Raw genomic sequence first — 22,663 nt, 5'->3', positions numbered from 1 at the left:
GTAGTCACGACTGAAACTCAACTTCCCGAACTCGGCGTACTGGACCCCGCCAGAGGCTCGGCGGACTGTTGAACAAATCCGCTCCGTCGTCCGATGGAGTGCCGGTTGAGCGCGTCGAGAACTGCTTGTGTTCGATCTGCCGGCGCCAGGACTTCAACCCGAAGTCGTTCAGTGAAGACAACGTCATTGCGATGCCCACGGAAGTTGATCGAGTCCGAATCACCTGCTGAGACATGGGCTTCCGATACGACGATCGACTCGGCACCGGCTTCGACCAGAGCATGTCGCAGCTTCTCCGTTTCCATACTCTCGAGCACAACGGTGATGAGTTCATGCTTGGGCACACCGGGCGCGACGACCAGGTCCGGTTCCGGTTTCGGAGCTGCACCCTCGTCGAATCCGCTGGTCTGCGGAGCACCGCCGGCGTCGACGAAGGCAGCGTTGTAGCGGTAGGCGTCCATGCCTTGCTGACGACGATCGATATCCACCTGATCCTCCGGGGCAAGTTTGAGTCCGATTGTCTTCTCGATGCCCATCGCGATCAGCCAAGTCACCACAAAGGAGAAGGCAATGACGACAATGAGCGCCAGGGCTTGCTCCCCCAGCAACCCCAGACCGCCGCCGAACAGCAGTCCGTCGCGGCCGATCGGGTTGATCGCCTTCTCGCCGAAGAAGCCCACGAGCAGCGAACCGAGAATGCCACCGACAAAATGGACTGCAATGACGTCGAGTGCGTCATCGAACTTGAAGATCGTCTTGAGAGCCAAAGCGAAGTGGCAGACCAGTCCGGCAAGCGCGCCAATTGCCAACGCCGAGAAGGTGCTTACATAGCCGGCACACGGTGTAACGGTGGCCAGACCGGCTACAGCACCGGTAATTCCGCCGATCGCGGTGGCCCGCCCCTCGGTGTAGCGCTCGATGACCAGCCACACGACCATTCCACCGGCAGCGGCAATGTGCGTGTTGATCAGAGCTTGTGCCGCAACACCATCGGCCGCCAACCCGTCGCCGGCATTGAAGCCGAACCAACCGAACCAGAGGATGCCGCCACCGATGAGGGCCAACGGCAGAGAATGCGGAACGGACTCGGCGTTGGGCCAACCCCTCCGTTTACCGACTACCAACAGGATCGCGAGGGCCGCGGCACCGGCAGATGCATGCACCACAATTCCGCCCGCCCAGTCCTGCGCTCCGCGTAGCGCGAGCCAACCCTCGGGATTGAAGAGCCAGTGAGCAATCGGCGGGTAGACGATGATGGACCACAGCACCAGCAGAACTGCCCAGCCAAGGGGCTTGAGGCGGTTGGCCGTCGCACCGGTGATCAACGCCGGCGTGATGATCGCGAACATCATCTGATAGGCGACAAACGCCAAGGTCGGGACCGCGACCGCGCCTTCGATGAGGTGGAAGCCGGGAGCTGCGGCGGTGTGAATATCCTGCAGGCCGAAAAGTTTCAGGTCGCCGAGAAGCCCAGCACCCAAGTCTCCGCTGAAGGCGAAACTGTAACCGAACACGATCCAGGTAATGGACACCAGGCCGAGCGGAACGAGGTTCTGCTGCAGCATCACCAGTACATTGCTTCCTCGCACCAAGCCCGCGTAGAAGAAAGCGAGTCCGGGAACCATGAAGAGAACGAGACCGGCGGATATCAGCACCCAGGCCGTGTCACCGCTGTTGATTACCGCGTCTGCCAGCATTGGTAGAACCACCTCCGAGCAATCAGACCTGAATAATGTCGATATTTCTCGTACGCCACGTGCTGAAGAGCAGTGCGATGATCAGCCGTCGACAGTGACTGCCCCGTAGACGACGGTACGCAGATGGTTGCACGTTTTGACCGCTTTAGGGAGATGGAGTCGACCTGCAAACTTTTGGCAGACTCCCCAATTTGTGTCGAAATGGTAACGGAAAGAACATTTTTCACGTTACGTATCTCCATTTGATAACAAAGTTCATTCATACGTGTCACTACATACAGCCGAAACTGCAACGCCCAGAACAAAGCTCTCAACTCGGAAACGTTGATCAGGAAGAGAATTCACTGGCATTCTTTGTTCAGCCGACCGGAATAGCCCGGTGGACAGAAGATTATGAGAACAGCTGTTCAGCTGAGTACATGAACACGGTCCAGACGCTGCAGGCGCCGGGCCGTACAGACGACCGCACAGATACAGAAATTTCTCGTACTCAGGGAGATTTCTCCCTCGTCGGCACACCCACACTCACCGGCATTTCCGGTAGACACCACATCACCGGAATCAAGAGTCACAATGGCGATGGGATTGAAATCTGTTCTGCCACAGATAAAATCGTTCTTTTGTGAATGACCGGATACGGCTCGCCGTCGACGGGAAGTCAAAGATCTAGTTTTGTGGATCCGAAATCGTCACGGCTGGAACAATTCTGGGACACTTTCGACGACAGATCCCAATCGTCGAGCAGTCCGAGAACGGATGTCACCCCCGCCACTTTGACGCACCCAAGAGAAGACTCCAGGCGGCACAATCCGCCCATGGTTTCGAGGCGGGCTCCAACCTCAACGGTTGCGCACGACCACGCGGTGGACTCTGCGTTCATTTCCCGCCCTGAACGTCACAGGGCGTCGGTACAAACGGAGAAATGCCGCAGCTTGAGCTCTGCGTTTGAGAGTCCTTCGCATCTTGCAGTTTCGAAGCGGCCGGCGACCTTCACTGGGCGGTTCACCAGAAGGTCGCGATATCGGGTGGCGCCCGGCTCACTACTCACGATCTGCGGAATACGACCGCGTCGCTGTCCGTCGCGGCAGGCGTCAGTGACAAGGCGCTACTGCGCCCGGTTCGACGACGATCGGGACACCAGAGGAAACGCCCTGGATCAGGCAGTATCTCGACCAAATGTGGCTGAAGTGTGGACACAAGCTGACTGATCGGACTCCTGTAGCAGCACAAAAAAGTCCCCCACCTGCATAAACAGGTGAGGGACCCTTGGCGGAAGCGGAGGGATTTGAACCCCCGGTGGGTTTAACGCCACGCTCGCTTTCAAGGCGAGTGCATTCGGCCGCTCTGCCACGCTTCCGTGGGCGATCCTATCCGGTGCACTCGAGCGCCGTGAAACGGCTCCCCTTCTCAGCGATCTCCGATAGCTTTGTCCACCTTCGCGAAGACGACAGCCAGCACTTCCAGCTCCTTCGGCGTCAACAGATCCACCAGATTCTTGCGCACACCCGCCACGTGAGTGGGAGCCGCAGCAGAAAGCCTCTGCCGACCCTCCTCGGTGATCCGGGCAAGCACTCCACGGCCGTCCTCGGCACAGGTATCGCGCACAACGATGCCCTGCGATTCCATCCGACGGATTTGATGCGTCAGGCGGCTACGTGACGACAGAACGCCGTCCGCGAGGTCGCTCATCCGCAGCGAGCCGTCCGGGGACTCCGACAGCATGACCAGGATTCGATAGTCAGCCAACGACAGGTCATGGTCGTCCTGAAGCTCTCGGTTGAGCACATCCATCAGACGCTGATTGCCGTCCATGTAGCCGCGCCAGGCACGCATTTCGGCAGGAGTGAGCCACGGCGTCTGCTCCTGCGCTGATTGGGTCGCCTGTTCGGTGGTTGTTTCTGCTGTCACAGGGCCCAAGCTTAGACCCGCAATCGACCCGGGCATCCCAATCCTGGACAAAAGTCACGAACCAGACAGCAACACGGATCGGTCGATCTCTGCAACCGAAGCCAACCCGGCAAGCCCCATCGTCAAGTCAAGATCTGCGAGCAGAATCCGCAATGCGTGACGCACACCATCAGCACCAGCGAGCCCCAATCCGTACACCCAGGGGCGTCCGTACAGGACTGCATCAGCGCCGAGAGCCAGCGCGGTGATCACATCAGCGCCACAACGAATACCCGAATCCATCAGAATGTCTGCCTCATGGCCAACCGCCGACGCTATGGGCCCCAACGCATCCAAGGCCGAGATCGCACCGTCGACTTGGCGTCCGCCGTGATTGCTCACGATGATGCCGTCCGCACCCGCAGCGACCGCAGCACGGGCGTCGTCGGGATGCACAATTCCCTTGACCGCGATCGGAAGTGACGTCCACTGGCGAAGTTTCGCGATATCCGTCATCCGAACAGAATGGTTGCCGAACAGCGAAACCCACGTCAACACCGCAATCTGCAGTGCCTCGGCACTTTCCTCGGGAGGCGTCGCCAACTTGGCCCGGAAGACCGGATCGGAGAGATAGTTGGCGATCCCCTTGGCCTGCAGGAACGGAAGGTGACCCAACTCCAAATCCCTTGGACGCCAACCCATGCCCGGAGTGTCCGCGGTGAGAACGATAGCCTTGGCGCCGGCTTTCTCGGCACGGCGGACAAAGGACTCGGCGAGCTCGTCGTCCGCCGGCCAGTACAGCTGATACCACCAGTTGTCTCCCGACACGGCGGCTACATCTTCGATGGTCGACGATGCCGCCGTCGACAACACGGAGCCGATCCCCAATTCCGCCGTCACCGCTCCGACCGCGACCTCCGCATCCTCGTGAACCAGACCGAGCACACCAACCGGTGCGGTCAGGATCGGCGCAGCCAAACGTGTGCCGAGCACCGTGGTGCTCAGGTCACGGGCGTCGGGAGCCGCGGTGCCTCGAAACATGCGCGGCACTATCGCGTGTTTCTCGAATGCACGAAGATTCGACACGGCAGTTCGTTCCGTCGCAGCACTGCCCGCGATATACCCGAAAGCCTCCGGCGAGAGTTGCTCACGCGCGGCAACTTCCAACCCCGCAGCCGTCATCGGCAGCGACGGCTTGGTGCCGCCGAGCCCGGTCAGATAAATCTCGTTCTGCATGTTCCCGAAGTAAGTCACCACCGCGACGGTAGCGGCAAAGCCCGTCGCGCGCGGTGATTCGATAGCGTCGTATCCATGTACGCCATCACGATCGATAAGCCCGGCGGTCCCGAAGTCATGGTCTGGGCGCAGCAACCCGATCCCGAACTGCCTCGCGGGCACGTTCTGATCGACGTCGCCGCCACTGCCGTCAACCGCGCCGACCTCCTCCAACGCCAGGGCTTCTATCCGCCGCCGTCCGGCGCGAGCAACTTTTTGGGCCTCGAATGTTCCGGTGTCATCAGCGAACTCGGTGAGGGCGTGAGCGGATGGGCCGTCGGCGACGAAGTGTGCGCACTGCTCGCCGGCGGCGGTTACGCCGAGAAAGTTGCAGTACCCGCAGCGCAACTCCTGCCGATCCCCAAGGGCGTGGATCTGCGAGTCGCTGCATCCTTGCCGGAAGTCGCCTGCACGGTGTGGTCCAACGTCGTCATGCGCGCCGGACTGCGCCGCGGACACACCCTCCTGATTCACGGGGGCGGCGGCGGGATCGGTACTCACGCAATCCAGGTCGGCAAAGCCCTCGGTGCCCGCGTGGCCGTCACGGCCGGATCCGAGGCCAAGCTGAATCGCTGCCGTGAACTGGGCGCCGACATCACGATCAACTACCGCGAACAGGACTTCGTCGCAGCACTCGCCGACGCCACCGACGGGCACGGCGCCGACGTCATTCTCGACAACATGGGAGCGTCGTACCTGGGACGGAACGTCGACGCCCTCGCAATGGACGGCCACGTCGTGATCATCGGAATGCAGGGCGGACGCAAGGGTGAGATCGACATCAGCAAGCTGATGGGCAAGCGCGGGAACATCACATCGACGGGCCTGCGCGGTCGCCCGATCACCGGACCGGGAGGGAAGGCGGAGATCGTCGCCGACGTCCGAGCGAAACTGTGGCCGCTGATTGCCGACGGTGCCGTTCACCCGATCGTTTCCACCGAACTTCCGATCACCGACGCTGCGTTAGCTCATCAGTTGCTGGATTCGCCGGAAACTGTGGGAAAAGTGATTCTCACGGTGAACTGAACTACCGGTGCGAGATCAACCCAGAGTGCCGAGTTCGGCGACCAACTGGTTGATCTCGTACCGCGTCGTATAGGGCGCCAACCCGACCGTGACCGCGCCGCCCTCGTCGTTGACACCCAACGCGTCGAGCAGTCGCGAGTTGCCGTGAGTACCGCTCACCGTGGCAATACGCTTGTCTGCGAGATGAGCGGCCACCTTGTCGGCGGCCATACCTTCGAGCGTGAAACTGAGCGTCGGAACACGCGTCGGTGCGTGGCCGATGACCATGACGTTGGGCAGCGAAGACAGCGAACGCAACAGGTGGTCGAAAAGGCCGTCCTGATAGTTCTGCAGAGAGCTGATCGACGTTTCGAGACGTTCGCGGCGAGTGCCCGTTGCCGATTCGTCGAGGCCGGCAAGGAAGTCGATCGACGACGTGAGGCCCGAGAGTAGAGCGAACTGGTGTCCACCCACCTCCAACCGCTCGGCACCGCGCGCGTACGGGTTCAGTGACACTGCCGGGATTCGATCCAGCAGACCCGGATCACGGAACACCAAGGCGCCGACCTGCGGGCCACCCCAGGACGGCGCGCTCACCGCGACGATGTCCGCCCCGAGTTCAGCCATATCCAAATGTGCATAGGGAGCAGCGCCGACGGCGTCGACCACCATGAGTCCGCCGAATTCGTGCAGTCGATCTGCGGCGGCGCGCACGTTGGGCGCCGAGCCGACGATCGGCGAAGCAGCAGTCAACGCCACAAGCCTGGTTGTCGAAGTAATGAGCTCGTTGAACTGCCAACTCGGAAGCTCGCACGTCTCGATCTCGACCTCGGCCCAGCGCACCTGAGCGCCGTAGCGGCTGGCGACGCGCAGCCACGGCGCCACGTTCGCTTCCTCGTCGAGCCTCGAGAGAACCAGGCCGGTACCGAGCCCCAGCCGAGAGCTCAGCGATTCCGCCAGCCAGGCCAGCAATACAGCTCTGTCTGCACCCAGGACGACCCCAGCGGGATCGCCACCGACAAGGTCTGCAACGGCGGAACGCGCACTGTCGAGAATTGCCGCACTGCGACGGTTCGAGACGTGTCGACCCGATGACGACGATGCAGCCGCCCGGAATGCGGTGGACACCGTCCGCGAGACCACGTCGGGGATCTGCATGCCCGCTTGCGGGTCGAGGTGGATCCAACCGTCGCCGAGTGAGGGAATCAATCCCCGTACACGGGCAACGTCGTAAGCCATGCTCGACACTCTAGGGGCACGCCGCTTCTTAGTCGAAGGCAGACACCTAAATGCTTGTCATTACAGTTACTTTTTAGTTACCATTTTGGGGTTACGCGTAGTTTGTCGGCCCGACACGACAAGATGGAGACATGGAGAACTCAGGCGAAGAACAGGTAGTTGTCATCGGCCCCGACGGCACCGAGACAAGCACCGATCGGCACAGCTCCGATACCCAAGACGGCAGGGGCTCGGAGGGTGAATCCATCGCCGACATGGTCGAGCAACCCGCCAAGGTCATGCGGATCGGCACCATGATCAAACAGCTCCTCGAAGAAGTGCGTGCCGCACCGCTCGACGACGCCAGCCGGGTCCGACTCAAGGAGATCCACCGATCTTCGATCCGTGAACTGGAACAGGGGCTGGCCCCCGAGTTGCGCGAAGAACTCGAACGCCTGACCCTCCCGTTCACCGACGACTCCATCCCGTCGGACGCCGAACTGCGCATCGCACAGGCCCAGTTGGTCGGATGGCTCGAAGGCCTCTTCCACGGCATCCAGACCGCGCTGTTCGCCCAACAGATGGCAGCGCGCGCTCAACTCGAACAAATGAGACAAGGAGCACTACCTCCCGGAATGAGCATGGGAGTCCCCCATTCCGCCACCCATCCGGACCAACAAGGGGGCGGAACAGGCCAGTATCTGTAACCACGGTCACCACAGAAAGTCGGCGCCGCGCCGGGGCCCGGTAGGCTCGACCTCCGTGTCAGCATCCGCAACCGAATCAGAGACGTCGGAGCAACCCATGCCCGTGTCCGACTCCCAGACGTTCCATCGCGCCTTCAAAGACCTGCGCGATGGGCTGCGGCAGCGCGAGTTGTGGCTGAGCCTCGGCTGGCAGGACATCAAACAGCGTTACCGCCGGTCGGTCATCGGCCCCTTCTGGATCACCATCGCCACCGGCGTCCAGGCTGCCGCCATGGGCCTCCTGTACTCGGCGCTGCTCAACATTCCGCTCAAGGAATTCCTGCCGTACGTCACCGTCGGACTGATCGTCTGGAACCTGATCAGCGCCAGCATCCTCGAGGGCTCCGAAGTATTCATCGCCAACGAAGGCCTGATCAAACAGTTGCCGTCGGCGTTGAGCGTGCACGTCTATCGCCTGGTGTGGCGTCAGGTGCTCTTCTTCGCGCACAACATCGTGATCTACGTGGTCCTACTGTTCGCGTTCAGCATCTGGCAGAACCTGACCTGGACGGCACTTGCCGCAATACCCGCATTCGTTCTGATCGTGGCCAACGCACTGTGGGTGTCCATCGTGTTCGGCATCTTCTCCACCCGGTACCGCGACATCGCTCCCATCCTCGGCAGCCTCACCCTCCTGCTGTTCGTGCTGACGCCCATCATGTGGACGACGCAGTCGCTCAAGGACCAGGGCGGACAAGCCATGGAACGAGTGAAGCTCGCCGAACTCAACCCGCTCTACCACTACCTCGAGATCATCCGAGCGCCACTCATCGGAACAGACCAGCAGGCCTACCACTGGTACATCGTCATCGCCATCACCGTCGTCGGCTGGGCCGTCGCGATCCTGGCACTCCGCAAGTACCGGGCACGCGTGCCCTACTGGGTCTAGAGGAAACACATGAGTCAGCCAGTCAGCATCCACACGCAGAACGCATGCGTCGACTTCCCGATCTTCGACGCCAAATCGCGTTCACTCAAGAAGGCATTCCTCGGCAAAGCCGGCGGATCCATCGGCCGCAACGACTCCGACGTCGTCGTCGTCGAAGCACTCCGCGACATCACGATGACGCTCAAGGAAGGCGACCGCATCGGACTGGTCGGCCACAACGGCGCCGGCAAATCCACGCTACTGCGCCTGCTCTCCGGCATCTACGAGCCAACCCGCGGAACAGCCAGCATTCGCGGACGCGTCGCCCCCGTCTTCGACCTCGGCGTCGGCATGGACCCCGAAATCTCCGGCTACGAGAACATCATCATCCGCGGCCTGTTCCTCGGCCAGACCCGCAAGCAGATGCTCGCGAAAATGGATGAGATCGCCGACTTCACGGAACTCGGCGAATACCTCTCGATGCCGCTGCGCACCTACTCCACCGGCATGCGCGTACGCGTCGCCATGGGCGTCGTCACCAGCATCGATCCCGAAATCCTGCTGCTCGACGAAGGTATCGGCGCCGTCGACGCAGAATTCATGAAAAAAGCCCGCATCCGCCTCCAAAAGCTGGTGGAACGCTCCGGCATCCTGGTTTTCGCGAGCCACTCCAACGAGTTCCTGGCTCAACTCTGCAACAGCGCGATGTGGGTCGACCACGGCCAGATCCGCATGCAAGGCGACATCGAAGACGTCGTCCGCGCCTACGAAGGTGACGACGCCGCCGACCACGTCCGCCACGTCATCAAGGACATGGCCCGGGAGAACAACCCCGGTGGCGACATGGCCCGGGAGAACAACCCGTGAGCACACCCGAAAAAATTATCGGTGTCGTCGTCACGCACAAACGACGTGAACTGCTGGCCGAATCCTTGAAGGTTCTCAGTACACAATCTCGGCCGCTCGATCACCTCGTCGTCATCGACAATGCCGACGAAGACGCAGTTCGTGAACTCGTCGAGAATGCCGCGCTGCCCACAAGTTACATCGGTTCCCAGCACAACCTCGGCGGTGCCGGAGGATTTGCCCTGGGCATTTTGTACGCACTTTCACTGGGCGCAGATCGGGTCTGGCTCGCCGACGACGACGGTCGACCCGAGGGTCCGGACGTCCTGGAAACACTTCTCGACTGCGCGATCCGGCACGATCTCGCCGAGGTCTCCCCCGTCGTCTGCGACATCGACAACCCAGACCGCCTGGCGTTCCCATTGCGCCGCGGCGTGGAATGGCGCCGTCTGCGTAGCGAACTGGGCTCCGAGGATCTCCTGCCGGGAATCGCATCCCTCTTCAACGGCGCACTGTTCACCGCCGATGCGATCGACGCCGTCGGCGTCCCGGATCTCCGCTTGTTCGTCCGCGGAGACGAAGTGGAAGTGCACCGTCGACTCGTACGGTCCGGACTGAAATTCGGAACCTGCTTGCAAACCGCCTACGTCCATCCCAACGGTGCCGACGAATTCAAGCCGATTCTCGGCGGCCGGATGCACACGCAGTACCCCGACAACGAAACGAAGCGCTACTTCACCTACCGCAACCGTGGATACATCCTCTCCCAGCCCGGAATGCGCAAACTGCTTCCGCAGGAATGGATTCGGTTCGGCTGGTACTTCCTGATCACTCGCCGCGACCCCGCGGGTCTCCGCGAGTGGATGCGCCTACGCAAACTCGGCCGACAAGAGCGGTTCGAACGTCCGAGTTAATTCGGTTGCGCAAACCAATCGCTGCCTGAGACGATTCCACACTGACGCATGGTGCGTCCTGAGTTAATCGAGGAGTGAGTACTGATGACTGTCGTGTTCCGCACTTTCAACACCGTCAACACACTCACTTCTTCGCCCTCGAGGACACACTCACCATGCCAGAAAATAGCTCTTTCCTGACCGAATACGGCTGGAACACACTACTTTCAGATAAATTCGACGCATTGACACCGCCCGGCGACAAGCTCGGGCGCATCCTTCGCGTCGACCGCGGCCAATGCGATATCGCCGCCGCCACAGGAATATCCCGCGCCGTCAGCGGCAATGAACCGCTGTGCACCGGCGACTGGGTGACACTTGCCGGCAGCGGGCAGATCGACAGGACCGAAACATACACGGTCACTTCGATACTCCCACGATCGAGCAGTATCATTCGATCCTCCGCCTCGGGAAAATCCGAGGGTCAGATTCTCGCCGCGAATGTCGACACAGTCGTCGTTGCCACTGCCGCGGACGGCGATATCGATCTGGGCCGCATCGAACGACTACTCGCACTCACCTGGGAAAGCGGCGCAACTCCCGTCGTCGCACTCACCAAAGCTGATGCAGCTCAAAACATTTACGACGCTCTCGCCGCGATCTCCGCAGTCGCACCTGGCGCCACCGTACTGGCGGTCAGCGCCGAAACTCACGAAGGAATGGACGTACTCGATGCAGTTCTGGACGGCACCGTGGCGATACTCGGTCCATCGGGGGCCGGCAAATCAACCCTCGCCAACGCACTCCTCGGCCATAGCTTCCTCGACACCGGCACCAGCCGCCTCGACACCGGCGCCGTCCGAGCAGGAGACGGCAAAGGCCGACACACCACCGTCACGAGGGAACTGATTCCACTCTCCGGTGGACGGACCCTCATCGATACACCGGGTCTACGAGGAATCGGCATGTGGAACGCCGGCGAAGGTATCGACAAGACCTTCCCCGAAATCGAAGAACTGATCTCGGCCTGCCGGTTCTCCGACTGTTCACATACATCGGAGCCGGATTGCGCCGTTCGGAATGCCGTGGAGTGCGGCGAGATCCAGGAAAGGAGACTTGCAAGTTACCGCAAACTGCAGAAAGAAAACGCCTGGAATGCCTCCCGGAGCGACACCCGACTGCAGGCAGAACACACCCGCGAGATGAAGATGCGGTCGCGGCAGTTGAAGGCTCGCTACCGGACACGGGGACAGTAGCCGATGGTCCTGGCACGATGGGGAGGTAGTCCCGACGAGAGGTTGCCATGTTCGAGCAGTTCCGTTCCAGCGCCAGGACCAAGCTTCAACGTGCGGTATCCGAGGTGATCGAGAACGCCGACCGTCATAATGCCGAACGCACACGGCAGATTCTCGACGAACTAACACGCTCACACAACGAACTGGCCGGGGCCCGCGGGGACATCGCGGGCCTTCGGTCCCGGATCGACGAGCTCGAGTTTCGCCAACGCCGCGATCTCGCCTACGCGGTTGATCTCGAAGCCACCGCGTCGAGCGCGACGTTCATCCTGGAGAACATGCGTGTAGTCGAGACGTTCGGGCATCCGCACGACACACTGCGGCACGCATTGAATGTGGTCGAGATCCCGGGAATGGCACTCGAGTTCGGGGTCGCCAGTGGAACAACCCTGAAGATCATCGCCGACGAGTTCCGTGAACGCGAAGGAACCGTCGCGGGCTTCGACGTGTTCTCCGGCTTACCTGAAACCTGGCGTACAGGATTCCCGGTGGGCGAATTCGCGCAAGAATCACTTCCTGAAGTGCCAGGGGCACAACTTGTTCCAGGTCTCTTTGGCGACACGCTGCCGTCGTTCCTCGAACAGGAATCCGGGCCAGTGGCGTTCCTCCACCTCGACGCGGACCTCTACTCGTCCACCAAAACCGTGCTCGATCTACTCGGCGACCGACTCGTTCCCGGGTCGATCGTGGTATTCGACGAGTTCTTCAACTACCCCGGGTGGCAACACCACGAGTACCGGGCGTGGACGGAATTCGTCACACGCACCGGCATCTCGTTCGAGTACGTCGGATACACCGTCGACAACGAGCAGGTCATTGCCAGAGTGATCCGCTGAGAAGTGATCCGGTGAGAATCACTTCTCGTACAGGCGGGCCCAGTTCTCGCGGCTGGTGAGCTGCGGGAACTCGTCGATGAACGCCTGAGCAACACTCGGCGCCTCGGAATGGAAACGCTTGATCACGCCGGCGAGACGGCCGCTCATCTCAGCGGCCTTCTCGCTGTCGAACCGGCGCTCGCGCACACCACCCTGCGACGCATCGGTGACAAAAACATGATCGAAGCGGCCCACATGCCACCACTGCGCGTCCTCGTACGAGATCGCGACCGGACCCCGTTCGAGCTGGTTACGCGCCTGCGTCACAGCACGTTTCGCGAGAACCAGATCCGTCCACAGGCCGGGCTTCGGACTTGGCGCCACCCGGCGGATCGGCAACCTGCTCGGCAACTCCGACGCCGGACGAGTCACCGTCTCCGGGAACCGCTTTCGCTCCTGATTGATCGAAGCCAACGCCTTCTGTCCGCCATCCGCCAAACCGCCGGGCCCCTCGAGGAATCCCTCGATAGCCCGAATCTGTGTGTGCGCGAGACCGTACTGCAAACCGACTATCGAATGTGAAATGTCGCGGGCCAACTGCTTGGCCAACGTTTTCGGCGCAAATCCGGGGTCGAGTGAAGCAGTAATCAAACCGTTGCGAGTACTGAAGTAATGGGCGAACCCGTCGACGTCCTTCCAGTAGAAGTCCGCATGCCAGACAGCAGCCGAGGGCAGCGTGATGGTGGGAATGCCCGCCCGGCCCGCCCGCAAGCTGTACTCGACGTCATCCCACTGGAAAAACACCGGCAACGGCAAACCGATGCGTTCGATGGCCTCGGCGGGGATCAGGCACGTCCACCAACCGTTGTATTCGGCGTCGACGCGACGCTCCGGAAGCTTTTCGAGAACGCTGGTGTTGCGGACACCGTGCTCGTCCGTCGGCACACCACGCTGAAGTGTGCCCAGATCAACGCGTTCACCCGATGCGAGCAGATAGTCCGGATTGAACAGGAACAGCATCTGCGCGCCGATCAGCGCCGGTTCCGTCGTCATGTTCGAAAACGCGCTCAACCGCAGAACCGATTCGGGCTCGCAGAGAATGTCGTCGTCCATCAAGATCACATCGGCATTCGGTCCGGCTTCCGAAGCCTCGTACAGGCCCCTCGTAAAACCACCGGCTCCGCCGAGGTTCGCCTGACGCAGGTAATGCAACCGCGAACCGAACTTCTTCGACACGTCCTGGAACAGCTCACGCGACTCGACCGGATCAGTTCCCTGATCAACCACATACAAGGCGTCGAGCAAAGCCAGGACACGATCGTCCGAAGCCAGCGCCGCAACAGTACGCGCACAATCATCAGCGCGGTTGAACGTGCAGATGGCAATCGCCACCGGCCGGATCGTTTCCGGCGACGTCACCGTCCACTCGACTTCGTCGACCACGGCATTGCCGCCCTGAGCCTCGAACTGCAGCCACAGGGCGCCACCGTCGACAAAAGTGTCGAGCGGCGCGGTCAAGGTGACTGTCTCGCTACCCGTGGCGACAACGTTGGTCACAATGCGCCGATGACCGCCGATATCGGAGGCCTGGATCTGGATGCGGCAACTCTCGTCCGCCACCACACGCGCGGTAACCGTGACCTCGGTGACGTTGGTCCAGCGCTGCCAGTAGCTGGCTGGAAATCGCCCGAAGAAGGTGTTGGTATGCGCAACGGCTCCGGGCTGAAGACGCAACTCGAAGCGCGTCCGCGCCACCATTCCCGTCTTGGTCACGGCATACAACTCGTCGCTGGCCACCGGCGACGTTCCGGTGAACAGCCCACGCTGCACGAGGAGTCGATCCGACGTCGCGCGGTGGGAAATCAACTCGACTCCAGGATTGGACTGGTTTTCGGTCTCATTCACAGTATCCACGCCCCGCAGGGTATCGCGAAACAACGAAGAAATGGTGTCTGCGCTGGTCAGTGAGACTTGCTCAGCCGGCAGATGCTGCTCGCGTCGCCACATCTCGAAGCTCGGCCTTACGTCGACGAAGGGACACCAAGCCCTTCGCCATCTGAAGAACGTCTTTCGGTGAAATCCGGCTCGCATGAGCAAGGTGGTCGTCACTCAACCGAATCGGCACCTCGACAGGACGGATTCCCGCCAATTCGAGCGCGTAGTCCAGTTCGGTCGTGAACAGGAATCCCTGTTCCGACAGTCCCGACGCGATACGACGCAGCAAAGTTCCGTCGACGATGAACGTTCCCTGCGGATCGCCGGTCCGGGTACCCAGAACCACCCGTCGAAGGGTTGCGAAGCCGCCGGTCATCACAACACGCAGGAGACCACGCTCCACCTCGGACTGCGCATGCGCCTTCGAACCGATGACCGCCGGAGGAATGGATCCAAGCTCCGCCATGACGCGGTCAGCGCCTTCGATGTCACCGAAACCGAACGGCAGATCGTCAGCGGTGAGCAATACCCGCTGCCCCCGGGAGGCGAGGGTTCCGGCCCGCAATGCTGCGCCCATCCCCTTGTCGCTACTCATCGGATGGAACGTCACACCCGGCCACGCCCATGCTTTCGACAACTCACCGCACACATCGGCGGTGTTGTCGGTGGAACCGTTCTCTACGACGATGATCTCGACCTGACGGCCACTGAAGTACTCGGCAAACTGCTTGACCGTCGATTCCAGTACCGCTCCCGAGTTGTACGCAGGAATGATTACCGACAGTTCCGGAGCAGCTGATTCCCCGCGAACAGGTTCCGTCCGCGATGTCACCACGTACCGATCTCCTTCTTCCCCGACTGCAGTTCGAACTCGTCGGAATACTACGCTCCGAGCAACAGGCCACGGCCCAGCCACCTACTCGACGACGAAAGCACATAGTGAAATCTGACCTGCCGCTTGCCCACCGTGTAGTACCGCCGATACTTCTGGCCGCCCTTGTGTCCGTCGTCGCGGCGATCCCACTGATCTCCAACAAGTGGTTCTATTACTGGGACGACAGCGCTGCTGCATTCACGCCCGGCTGGCACACGATCGGCGAGCGCATCCTCTCCGGTTCATGGCCGACGCTGATTCCCGAACTGTGGGCCGGCGGCAACGTCACCGCCGAAGCCCTCTACGGCACATACAATCCCGTGATCCTGCTGGATTCCGTTGCCATCGCACTCATTCCGAATCTCGCCATCGGAATCACTCTTGTCAAAATGCAGTTCATGGCGATTCTTGCCGTGGGCGTCTACCTCGTCGCGCGGCAATACGGCGCCAACAGGTCAATGGCATTCATCGCCGGCTTGGCTATGCCGTTTGCCGGATACACCCTGTACTTCGATGCCTCCAGTTGGGCGTCCGGGCTGATTGCGTTCGCCTGGATCCCGCATGTGTGGTGGTCTACCCGCGCCAGTGCTCTCGGACGTGTGAACCCGTTGGTACCGATCCTGTTCGGGTACCTCGCCATGACTACCGGCAATCCGTACGGAGCAGTCGGTGTCGCGGTCGTCTACGTCGCAGTGATCGCGGAATGCATCGCCGTCAAACGCGGACGCAGCATCAAGTCCTTGCTCATCAGCGCGACGGCAATCATCATGATGTCGCTGATCGTCTACCTACCTCTGCTCTTCACGACCGGTGTATCGGTTCGTACCCAGTCAGGAATATCGAACGACGGGTCACTGCGCCCTGATCTCGGCGATCTGATCAACCTGTCGGGTCCGTCCAATCAGCCATACGTAACCGCATTCAGCGTGCCCGCGATGACGATTCCACTTGTGTACCTCGCCTGGTTCCTGATCCCCCTCGCGCCCTGGATACAGTGGGGTTCGCTGAAAAAGCTCGGCCGCCACAGCGTTTCGCTACTCGCATTCGGCGGAATCTACGTCGTACTTCTGCTGGGTCCGTCCAACCTCTGGCTGTTCCGGTGGCCGGCACGTCTGCTCGAGTACGGGCAACTACCCGTCATCGTGGCCGTAGCCGTAGCCCTGTCCGCAGGCCTGCACCGTGACCGCATCCGGCCCAGAGCCGTCATCACCGCAGGACTACTGGTACTCCAGTTCTACCTCGCCTGGTCGAATGTCCCCGAGGACATCGACATTCACTTCGCATCGCTTGTCATCACCGTGGCCTTGACCGCCATCGCACTGATCGTGGCCTACCGGAAACCGCGATACCTCGCCGGCGCCCTCGCCGCCGGAATCATCGTTGTTCTCAGCGCCCAGACCAACTTCTGGTTCACCGGCAACTACAACGTGACCCCCTGGAAATTCCCGCGGCAAGTCGCCTTCCTCGAATCGAAATTCGAAGATCGCTACCAGGGAACCACATTCGCGATCGCAGACCCGGAGTTCATCGCCGCCGACGACCCGACCGGCCAGTGGGGTGACCTTCTCTTCGGAAACGCCTGGCAGCCTGCCGGCGTCGATGCCGTCAACAGCTACGCCGGAATCAGCTACAACGACTTCGTCCAAGAGTTGTGCATCAACTACTACGGCGGCGTCAAATGCCCCGATGCCGTCGATCGACTACTCGCAGAATCACCCGGAACCGGAGTGTCGTGGCTCGACGCGATGCGTGTCGACACCGTCGTCGTTCAAAACTCGGGACCGTACGGCGGCAAGCGCTCACTCGATGCACTCCCGCAGAGTGATTGGACTATCGAACCGGGTCACGGTGTCACAGTCGGACACCGTGAGAGCGGGCATCAGTGGCCCGACGGCCGGGTCTCCGCAGCCACCGAAGGACTCGACATCCGTAGCGACGGCGCCGCAACGGATACCCGCGAAAGCGTCGAGTACACCGGATCCGGCACCGTCACCTTCGCGCTACTCGCGTGGCCCGGATGGAGCGCCACCGTCGACGGAAAAACAGTGGAAACCCAAGCCAGCCCCGGCGGATTACTGCAGGTGAACCTGCCGCCGAGCGCCGCCGACGGCTCCACCCTCACCATCGAATTCAGTCCCCCCGGAAGCTCATTCGGATGGACCATCGCCGGCGTCGGGTTGCTCGTAGCCTTGTCACAAGGCGTCTGGGCATACCGACACCGGCGCGCTGATCAGGAAGAAACTGCGGCTGCGAGTGCAGACTCCGTAACCTCGTGAACCGCACGGTGAGCGGGCAGAATCGAAGCCCGCTCACCGTCGGCGTCACCCGTGCCCTGCACTAATCCGAGGAAGTGCGTCAGCTGCGCCGCGAGGGGCTCCTCGCTGTAACGGATCGTCGGAATCTCGATAACCGTCTGCTGCTGGTAGCCGTCCCGATCGGTAGGCATGTTGTCATCGATGTGGCGGTAGATCGTGATGCCTCGACGAAGCAGATCGATCTCGATCAGGCGATCAGCCTCGAGCAGCGACAACTGACGAATCTTACGATGGCTGATCCGGCTCGCCGAAATCGTGGCAACCGCACCAGAATTGAATCGCAGAACGGTATCCGCGCAATCCTCCGACCGGTTCTGCACGGACGTCGGATGGAAGTAGCCGAACTCCCCCTTCGCCAAACTCGGTTCGGAACCGACAAAGCCGATCGCCAAGTCGATATCGTGAATCAGCAGGTCCGTCGCAACACCCGTCGGAATACGCGATACGAACGGGGAATGACGAATGCCGTTGACCTGCCACACATCACCGGAGAACTCCCGCGCCGTGCGAACCGCCGGGTTGAACCGCTCGAGCAGACCACACATCAGCGGCACACCCGATGCCTGGGAACGCTCCACCAGATCAACGCTCTGCTCGTACGTCGCAGCCAGCGGCTTCTCCACCAGAACCGGCTTACCCAGATCGAGTACCCGACCGGCCAATTCGTAGTGCGCGGGAGTCGCAGCGGCGATCACCACGGCATCGATACCGTCGAGGTCGTCGAAATCTGCAGCCCAGCGCGTATTGAACCGCTCGGCAACGGCTTTGCCCTGTTCCTCACGCGGCTCGATCAGCAGATCCAACTCGCACAATGCCGATTGCGCGATGACGCGCGCGTGCAGCGAACCCATCTGGCCGGAGCCGACAAGTGCAATACGTGGCTTGCTCACAGACATTTTCAGGCCTCCATAGCGCCGCGAACTGCGGCAACGATCTGATCGACATCACTTGCGGACAATGCTGCGTGGACGGGAATGCTCAGGCATCGCGATGCTACCGACGTGGCAACCGGCGTTTCCTCGATGATTACCCGCGGATGTTCCCGGTAGCACTCGTAGTCGTACACCGCCTTCGGGTAGTAGATCCCGCTCCCGATGTCCTTGGCAGCAAGACGCTCACTGAGCTGATCTCGCGTGATAGGCGCATCCTCGGCCAGCAAGAGAGTGAACTGGTGCCACACGTGACCCCGACCGGCCAGTTCGCTCGGAAGAATCAGTCCGGCAACGTCTTTCAAACCAGCGCGAAGAGCTTCCGCATTACGTCGACGCGATTCGACCTGCTGCATGTACGAACCCATCTGCGGCAGAGCCAAACTCGCCTGCAAGTCCGTCATCCGATAGTTCTGGCCGACCATCTCGTACTGGTAACGCGCCCGCATACCCTGGTTGCGAAGTACCCGAAGTCGATCAGCAATCACAGCGTCGTTGGTCGTGATCATTCCGCCCTCGGCGGTCGTCAGATTCTTCGTCGCGTAGAACGAAAAACATCCCAACCCGAAACTGCCGGCGCCCCGACCGTCGAACGTGGCACCGTGTGCCTGCGCAGCGTCCTCGACAACCGACAGTCCGTGCTCGCTCGCCAACGGCATCAACGCGCCCATATCGGCGGCCTGACCGTACAGATGCACCGGCATCAGAACCTTCGTACGATCATTGATCCGCGCAGCCGCAGCAGCCGTATCAAGATTGAAATCTGCCTCGGTGATATCGGCGAACCTCGCCGTCGCCCCGGCCTCCAGAATCGCATTCAACGTCGCGACAAATGTGAACGGAGTTGTCAAAACCTCGTCGCCCGGTTGCAAGTCCTGCACCTGGAGCGCCGCGATCAGAGCCGTGGTTCCGTTGTTCACCGCCACCGCGTGCTCGGTCCCCACCAAAGCGGCGAACTCGTCCTCGAGTCGCTTCACTTTGGGCCCCTGCGCAACAATCCCGGACCGCAGAGTGTCCAGCACCTCGCGCTCGACGTCTTCTCCGAACGAGATACTGGATATCGCGATCACTGAGTTACCTCCGATAGATTCATCCGACTGCTGCCGGAACGAAATGTCCCGACAACCCAGGAAGCGTATCGAAACGCGATTCGCTACTTCGAGAGGATTCCAGAACCCGCATGTCTCCACGCTCCGACTGCCAGATCCACCCAACCGCCCTGATCGGTGCAGATGTCCTGATAGGGACCAGAGTCACGATCGGCCCGAATGCAGTTCTGACCGGTCCCCTCGAAATCGGCGACGACTGCTGGATCGGCGCGAGTGTCGTCCTGGGAGCGCCCCCGGAAATCCTCGGCGCACATCACCCCACCTCATGGGATGCCAGTGCCGGCCTCGGAATCCGGATCGGCGCCCGAACCACCATCCGCGAACTGAGCACCGTCCATCAAGGCAGTGAGCGGCGAACCGAAATCGGCGACGACTGTTTCCTGATGAACCGAGTCGGAATCGAACATGACGTGCAGGTCGGTAGCCGATGCGTCGTCTCGTCCGGAACGACACTTGCCGGGCACGTCAGCGTCGGAGATGGCGTCAACCTGGGCATGCATACCGTCGCCCACCAGCGGCGCGTCATCGGTTCGGGATCCATGATCGGTATGGGAACAGTCGTGGTCAAAGATGTTCCGCCCTTCGCCAAGGCCTTCGGCAATCCGGTGTCACTGCAGGGCGTCAACCGCGTCGGCATGAGCCGTTCGGGGATCGCAGACGAGGACATCGCCGCAGTCGCTGCCATCTACGCGGCCGGAACCTTCGAGGGACTGTCGACAATTCCGGCATCGCTGCAGGAAGCCTTCACCTGGTGGCAAGAACGGGCTGACAAGCCACTGGTCTCGTAAGGATCTGCAGCGCCGGTTGGTATCGTCTGCATAATGACGTACGGGTGGGAAGTTGTAAGCACGTGAGTAACCTCCCCGAATCCGACCTTCCCGAGAAGCCAGACGACGCAGTCGCCTTGCCGAACGATGCAGGTGCCTTGCCGAACGACGCAGGCGCCAAGCCGAACGCTCTGCGCGGCCTCCTCGCCAACGGATTCAAAGTCCTCGTCACCGTTGGGATAATCATCGCGATCATCTTCGCCGTGAAATCCCAATGGTCCGAGGTCAAGAGCACTATCACCGAACTGAACTGGTGGACGCTGGCCGCGTCTTCGCTGTTCATCTTCCTCGGTATGGGCGCCGCAGTGCGGTCCTGGCAACACGCACTCGGCGCCCTCGAACAACCCATCCCCGCCTTCGACGCCGCCCGCTGCTATCTAGTCGGCCAGCTGGGTAAATATCTTCCCGGCAGCGTGTGGGCCTTTGTGCTCCAAACCGAACTGGTACGCCGCGCAGGTGTCTCCCGCGCGGCAGGATTTGTCGCAGTACTGGTCACTGTGGGATTGAGCACCACATCCGCACTGGTTGTCGGATTGTTCGGTCTACCGGCTCTGTTCGAGGTCAGCACGGTAGCGGCCATCGGCGTCATAGTCCTGGTCCCGATTGCACTGTTCTGCGCTTACCCACCGGTACTCACTCGGTTGGTCAATCTCGCACTTCGACTACTGCGCCGCGAACCCCTCCAGAAGCCTCTGACAATGCACAAGATCGCCCTGGCCTTGGGCTGGTGCGCCGTAAGTTGGGTGCTCTACGGCATCCAGCTGTGGCTACTCGCGTCGAGTTCAGCCGGCTTCGAAATTCGCGGACTTATCCAATGCATCGGCGCTCTCGCCCTCGGCATGTGCGCGGGTGTCCTCGTATTTGTCGTCCCATCCGGAATCGGCGTCCGAGAAGCCGTCATCGTCGCGGCACTGTCACCATTCATGGACGCCGGTGTCGCACTCGGCATCGCACTGGCGTCGAGGCTGCTTTTCACCCTCTGTGAAGTCTTTGCAGGCGCCGTGGCGGCGATGTCCGGCTCACGGGTACTACGGAACGCGTTCGTGCATGAACACTCCCGCGTGCCCGATCCAAGCAAAGCCTGATCGCTAGTCGGTGACCGTTTCCGAAGCTGAGTAGCCGGCCTCGGTCGCAGCCTTCTGCGGACGCCACCACTCTTCATTGTCCCGATACCACTCCACAGTGGCTTCCAATCCACTGCGGAAGTCCCGGTATCGGGGTTGCCACCCCAATTCCGTCCGGATACGCGTCGGGTCGATCGCGTACCGCAGATCGTGGCCGGGTCGGTCGCTGACGAAGTCGAAGTCATCCGGCTTACGTCCGAAAATCTCCAGCAGAGCGGAAATGACCGTTCGATTGTCGGACTCCCCATCTGCCCCGATCAAGTAGGTCTCGCCCAACTTCCCACGATCCAGGATGTCCCACACCGCTCGGTTGTGGTCCTCGACATGGATCCAGTCCCGCACATTCTTTCCCTGGCCGTACAAACGTGGCCGAACCCCGTCGATCAAATTCGTGATCTGACGCGGAATGAACTTCTCCACATGCTGGTACGGACCGTAATTGTTCGAGCAGTTCGAAATGGTCGCGTTGATCCCGAACGAACGCACCCAGGCCCGCACGAACAAATCGCTCGACGCCTTCGACGCCGAATACGGACTCGACGGGTTGTACGGCGTCGACTCCGTGAATCGCGACGGATCGTCCAACTCGAGATCGCCGTACACCTCGTCCGTGGAAATGTGGTGGTACCGGACCGAATGCTCACGGACTGCCTGGAGCAACGCGAATGTACCCATCACGTTGGTCCGCAGGAAAGGCTCCGGATCGCTCAACGAATTGTCGTTGTGGCTCTCAGCCGCAAAATGCACCACCGCATCGGACCGAGAGACCAACTCGTTGACCAAGGATTGATCAGCCACGTCACCATGAACGAAGGTGGTGTGATCCTCAACCCCCGCGAGAGACTGACGATTGCCGGCATAAGTGAGGGCGTCGAGAACCGTTATCTCGACGTCCGGACGCGAGGCCACCGTCAGATGAACAAAATTGGCGCCGATAAACCCGGCACCTCCGGTGACCAGTAGTCGCACGTCCATCTCCTCAGGCTTGTCGAACACCGCAAACTT

At 61.1% G+C, this 22,663-nt stretch carries 19 protein-coding genes and 1 tRNA gene; 10 read left to right on the top strand and 10 right to left on the bottom strand.

The genetic code is table 11. The features are described from left to right. Positions 1-17: 17 nt before the first annotated feature. The 4 genes from BDB13_RS05600 to BDB13_RS05580 form a co-directional block, all read right to left on the bottom strand. Entirely contained in the window at positions 18-1,697 is a 1,680-nt protein-coding gene (locus tag BDB13_RS05600; protein ID WP_169632513.1) for an ammonium transporter, read from the bottom strand. Between the two features lie 1,267 nt (positions 1,698-2,964). Next, positions 2,965-3,054 (bottom strand) — tRNA-Ser (locus tag BDB13_RS05590). A 50-nt stretch (positions 3,055-3,104) separates the two neighbouring features. Further along, positions 3,105-3,605 carry a MarR family winged helix-turn-helix transcriptional regulator gene (locus BDB13_RS05585; RefSeq protein ID WP_441347177.1) on the bottom strand — a complete coding sequence of 167 codons (501 nt, stop codon included), beginning with the start codon at positions 3,603-3,605 and terminating at the stop codon, positions 3,105-3,107. A gap of 54 nt (positions 3,606-3,659) precedes the next feature. Then, positions 3,660-4,838 carry an alpha-hydroxy-acid oxidizing protein gene (locus BDB13_RS05580; RefSeq protein WP_441347176.1) on the bottom strand — a complete coding sequence of 393 codons (1,179 nt, stop codon included), beginning with the start codon at positions 4,836-4,838 and terminating at the stop codon, positions 3,660-3,662. A 57-nt stretch (positions 4,839-4,895) separates the two neighbouring features. Between BDB13_RS05580 and BDB13_RS05575 the strand changes: the two genes are divergently transcribed. Continuing rightward, entirely contained in the window at positions 4,896-5,885 is a 990-nt protein-coding gene (locus BDB13_RS05575) for an NAD(P)H-quinone oxidoreductase (protein WP_094270768.1), read from the top strand. Between the two features lie 15 nt (positions 5,886-5,900). On the opposite strand, the gene BDB13_RS05570 is transcribed toward BDB13_RS05575, so the two are convergent. After that, entirely contained in the window at positions 5,901-7,103 is a 1,203-nt protein-coding gene (locus BDB13_RS05570) for a cysteine desulfurase-like protein (RefSeq protein ID WP_094270767.1), read from the bottom strand. A gap of 131 nt (positions 7,104-7,234) precedes the next feature. On the opposite strand from BDB13_RS05570, the gene BDB13_RS05565 reads away from it, so the two are divergent. The 6 genes from BDB13_RS05565 to BDB13_RS05540 all read left to right on the top strand — a co-directional run bounded on the left by BDB13_RS05565 (position 7,235) and on the right by BDB13_RS05540 (position 12,566). Further along, positions 7,235-7,789: a bacterial proteasome activator family protein gene (locus tag BDB13_RS05565; RefSeq protein WP_094270766.1), complete on the top strand. Its 555-nt coding sequence runs from the start codon at positions 7,235-7,237 to the stop codon at positions 7,787-7,789. A 55-nt stretch (positions 7,790-7,844) separates the two neighbouring features. Beyond that, entirely contained in the window at positions 7,845-8,717 is an 873-nt protein-coding gene (gene wzm / locus BDB13_RS05560; protein WP_094270765.1) for a galactan export ABC transporter permease subunit Wzm/RfbD, read from the top strand. Between the two features lie 9 nt (positions 8,718-8,726). Then, entirely contained in the window at positions 8,727-9,563 is an 837-nt protein-coding gene (gene wzt, locus BDB13_RS05555; RefSeq protein ID WP_094270764.1) for a galactan export ABC transporter ATP-binding subunit Wzt/RfbE, read from the top strand. Beyond that, positions 9,560-10,456: a galactofuranosyltransferase GlfT1 gene (glfT1, locus tag BDB13_RS05550; RefSeq protein WP_094270763.1), complete on the top strand. Its 897-nt coding sequence runs from the start codon at positions 9,560-9,562 to the stop codon at positions 10,454-10,456. Before wzt ends, glfT1 begins: the two co-directional genes overlap by 4 nt. 155 nt (positions 10,457-10,611) lie before the next feature. Then, positions 10,612-11,691, top strand: coding sequence for a ribosome small subunit-dependent GTPase A (gene rsgA / locus BDB13_RS05545; protein WP_094274700.1), 1,080 nt, complete (start codon positions 10,612-10,614; stop codon positions 11,689-11,691). Between the two features lie 47 nt (positions 11,692-11,738). Next, a complete protein-coding gene (locus BDB13_RS05540; protein WP_094270762.1) occupies positions 11,739-12,566 on the top strand; it encodes a TylF/MycF/NovP-related O-methyltransferase in 828 nt (275 codons plus the stop codon). A gap of 18 nt (positions 12,567-12,584) precedes the next feature. Here BDB13_RS05540 and BDB13_RS05535 read toward each other — a convergent pair whose 3' ends face one another. Then, positions 12,585-14,450 carry a glycosyltransferase gene (locus BDB13_RS05535; protein WP_094274699.1) on the bottom strand — a complete coding sequence of 622 codons (1,866 nt, stop codon included), beginning with the start codon at positions 14,448-14,450 and terminating at the stop codon, positions 12,585-12,587. Positions 14,451-14,520: 70 nt separating this feature from the next. Further along, positions 14,521-15,315: a glycosyltransferase gene (locus BDB13_RS05530; RefSeq protein ID WP_094270761.1), complete on the bottom strand. Its 795-nt coding sequence runs from the start codon at positions 15,313-15,315 to the stop codon at positions 14,521-14,523. A gap of 104 nt (positions 15,316-15,419) precedes the next feature. On the opposite strand from BDB13_RS05530, the gene BDB13_RS05525 reads away from it, so the two are divergent. Further along, complete coding sequence (locus BDB13_RS05525; protein ID WP_094270760.1) at positions 15,420-17,630, top strand: hypothetical protein; 2,211 nt, start codon at positions 15,420-15,422, stop codon at positions 17,628-17,630. On the opposite strand, the gene BDB13_RS05520 is transcribed toward BDB13_RS05525, so the two are convergent. Beyond that, positions 17,585-18,565, bottom strand: coding sequence for a Gfo/Idh/MocA family protein (locus BDB13_RS05520; RefSeq protein ID WP_094270759.1), 981 nt, complete (start codon positions 18,563-18,565; stop codon positions 17,585-17,587). The two genes, BDB13_RS05525 and BDB13_RS05520, sit on opposite strands and share 46 nt — an antisense overlap. A 2-nt stretch (positions 18,566-18,567) precedes the next feature. Further along, complete coding sequence (locus BDB13_RS05515) at positions 18,568-19,668, bottom strand: DegT/DnrJ/EryC1/StrS family aminotransferase (RefSeq protein WP_094270758.1); 1,101 nt, start codon at positions 19,666-19,668, stop codon at positions 18,568-18,570. 110 nt (positions 19,669-19,778) lie between these two features. Here BDB13_RS05515 and BDB13_RS05510 point away from each other — a divergent pair, with 110 nt between their 5' ends. Together BDB13_RS05510 and BDB13_RS05505 are read left to right on the top strand one after the other, a co-directional pair. Then, entirely contained in the window at positions 19,779-20,495 is a 717-nt protein-coding gene (locus BDB13_RS05510) for a DapH/DapD/GlmU-related protein (protein ID WP_094270757.1), read from the top strand. A gap of 137 nt (positions 20,496-20,632) precedes the next feature. Next, the gene (locus BDB13_RS05505) at positions 20,633-21,619 is read left to right on the top strand and encodes a lysylphosphatidylglycerol synthase transmembrane domain-containing protein (RefSeq protein WP_318293885.1); all 987 of its coding nucleotides are present in this window, start codon (positions 20,633-20,635) and stop codon (positions 21,617-21,619) included. Between the two features lie 3 nt (positions 21,620-21,622). On the opposite strand, the gene rfbB is transcribed toward BDB13_RS05505, so the two are convergent. Beyond that, the gene (rfbB, locus tag BDB13_RS05500; protein WP_094274698.1) at positions 21,623-22,627 is read right to left on the bottom strand and encodes a dTDP-glucose 4,6-dehydratase; all 1,005 of its coding nucleotides are present in this window, start codon (positions 22,625-22,627) and stop codon (positions 21,623-21,625) included. Positions 22,628-22,663: the final 36 nt, after the last annotated feature.

The organism is Rhodococcus sp. OK302, from assembly GCF_002245895.1.
GTDB lineage: Bacteria > Actinomycetota > Actinomycetes > Mycobacteriales > Mycobacteriaceae > Rhodococcus_F.
Note: the sequence above shows the minus strand (reverse complement) of the source record. Positions and strands in the feature narration are given on the sequence as shown.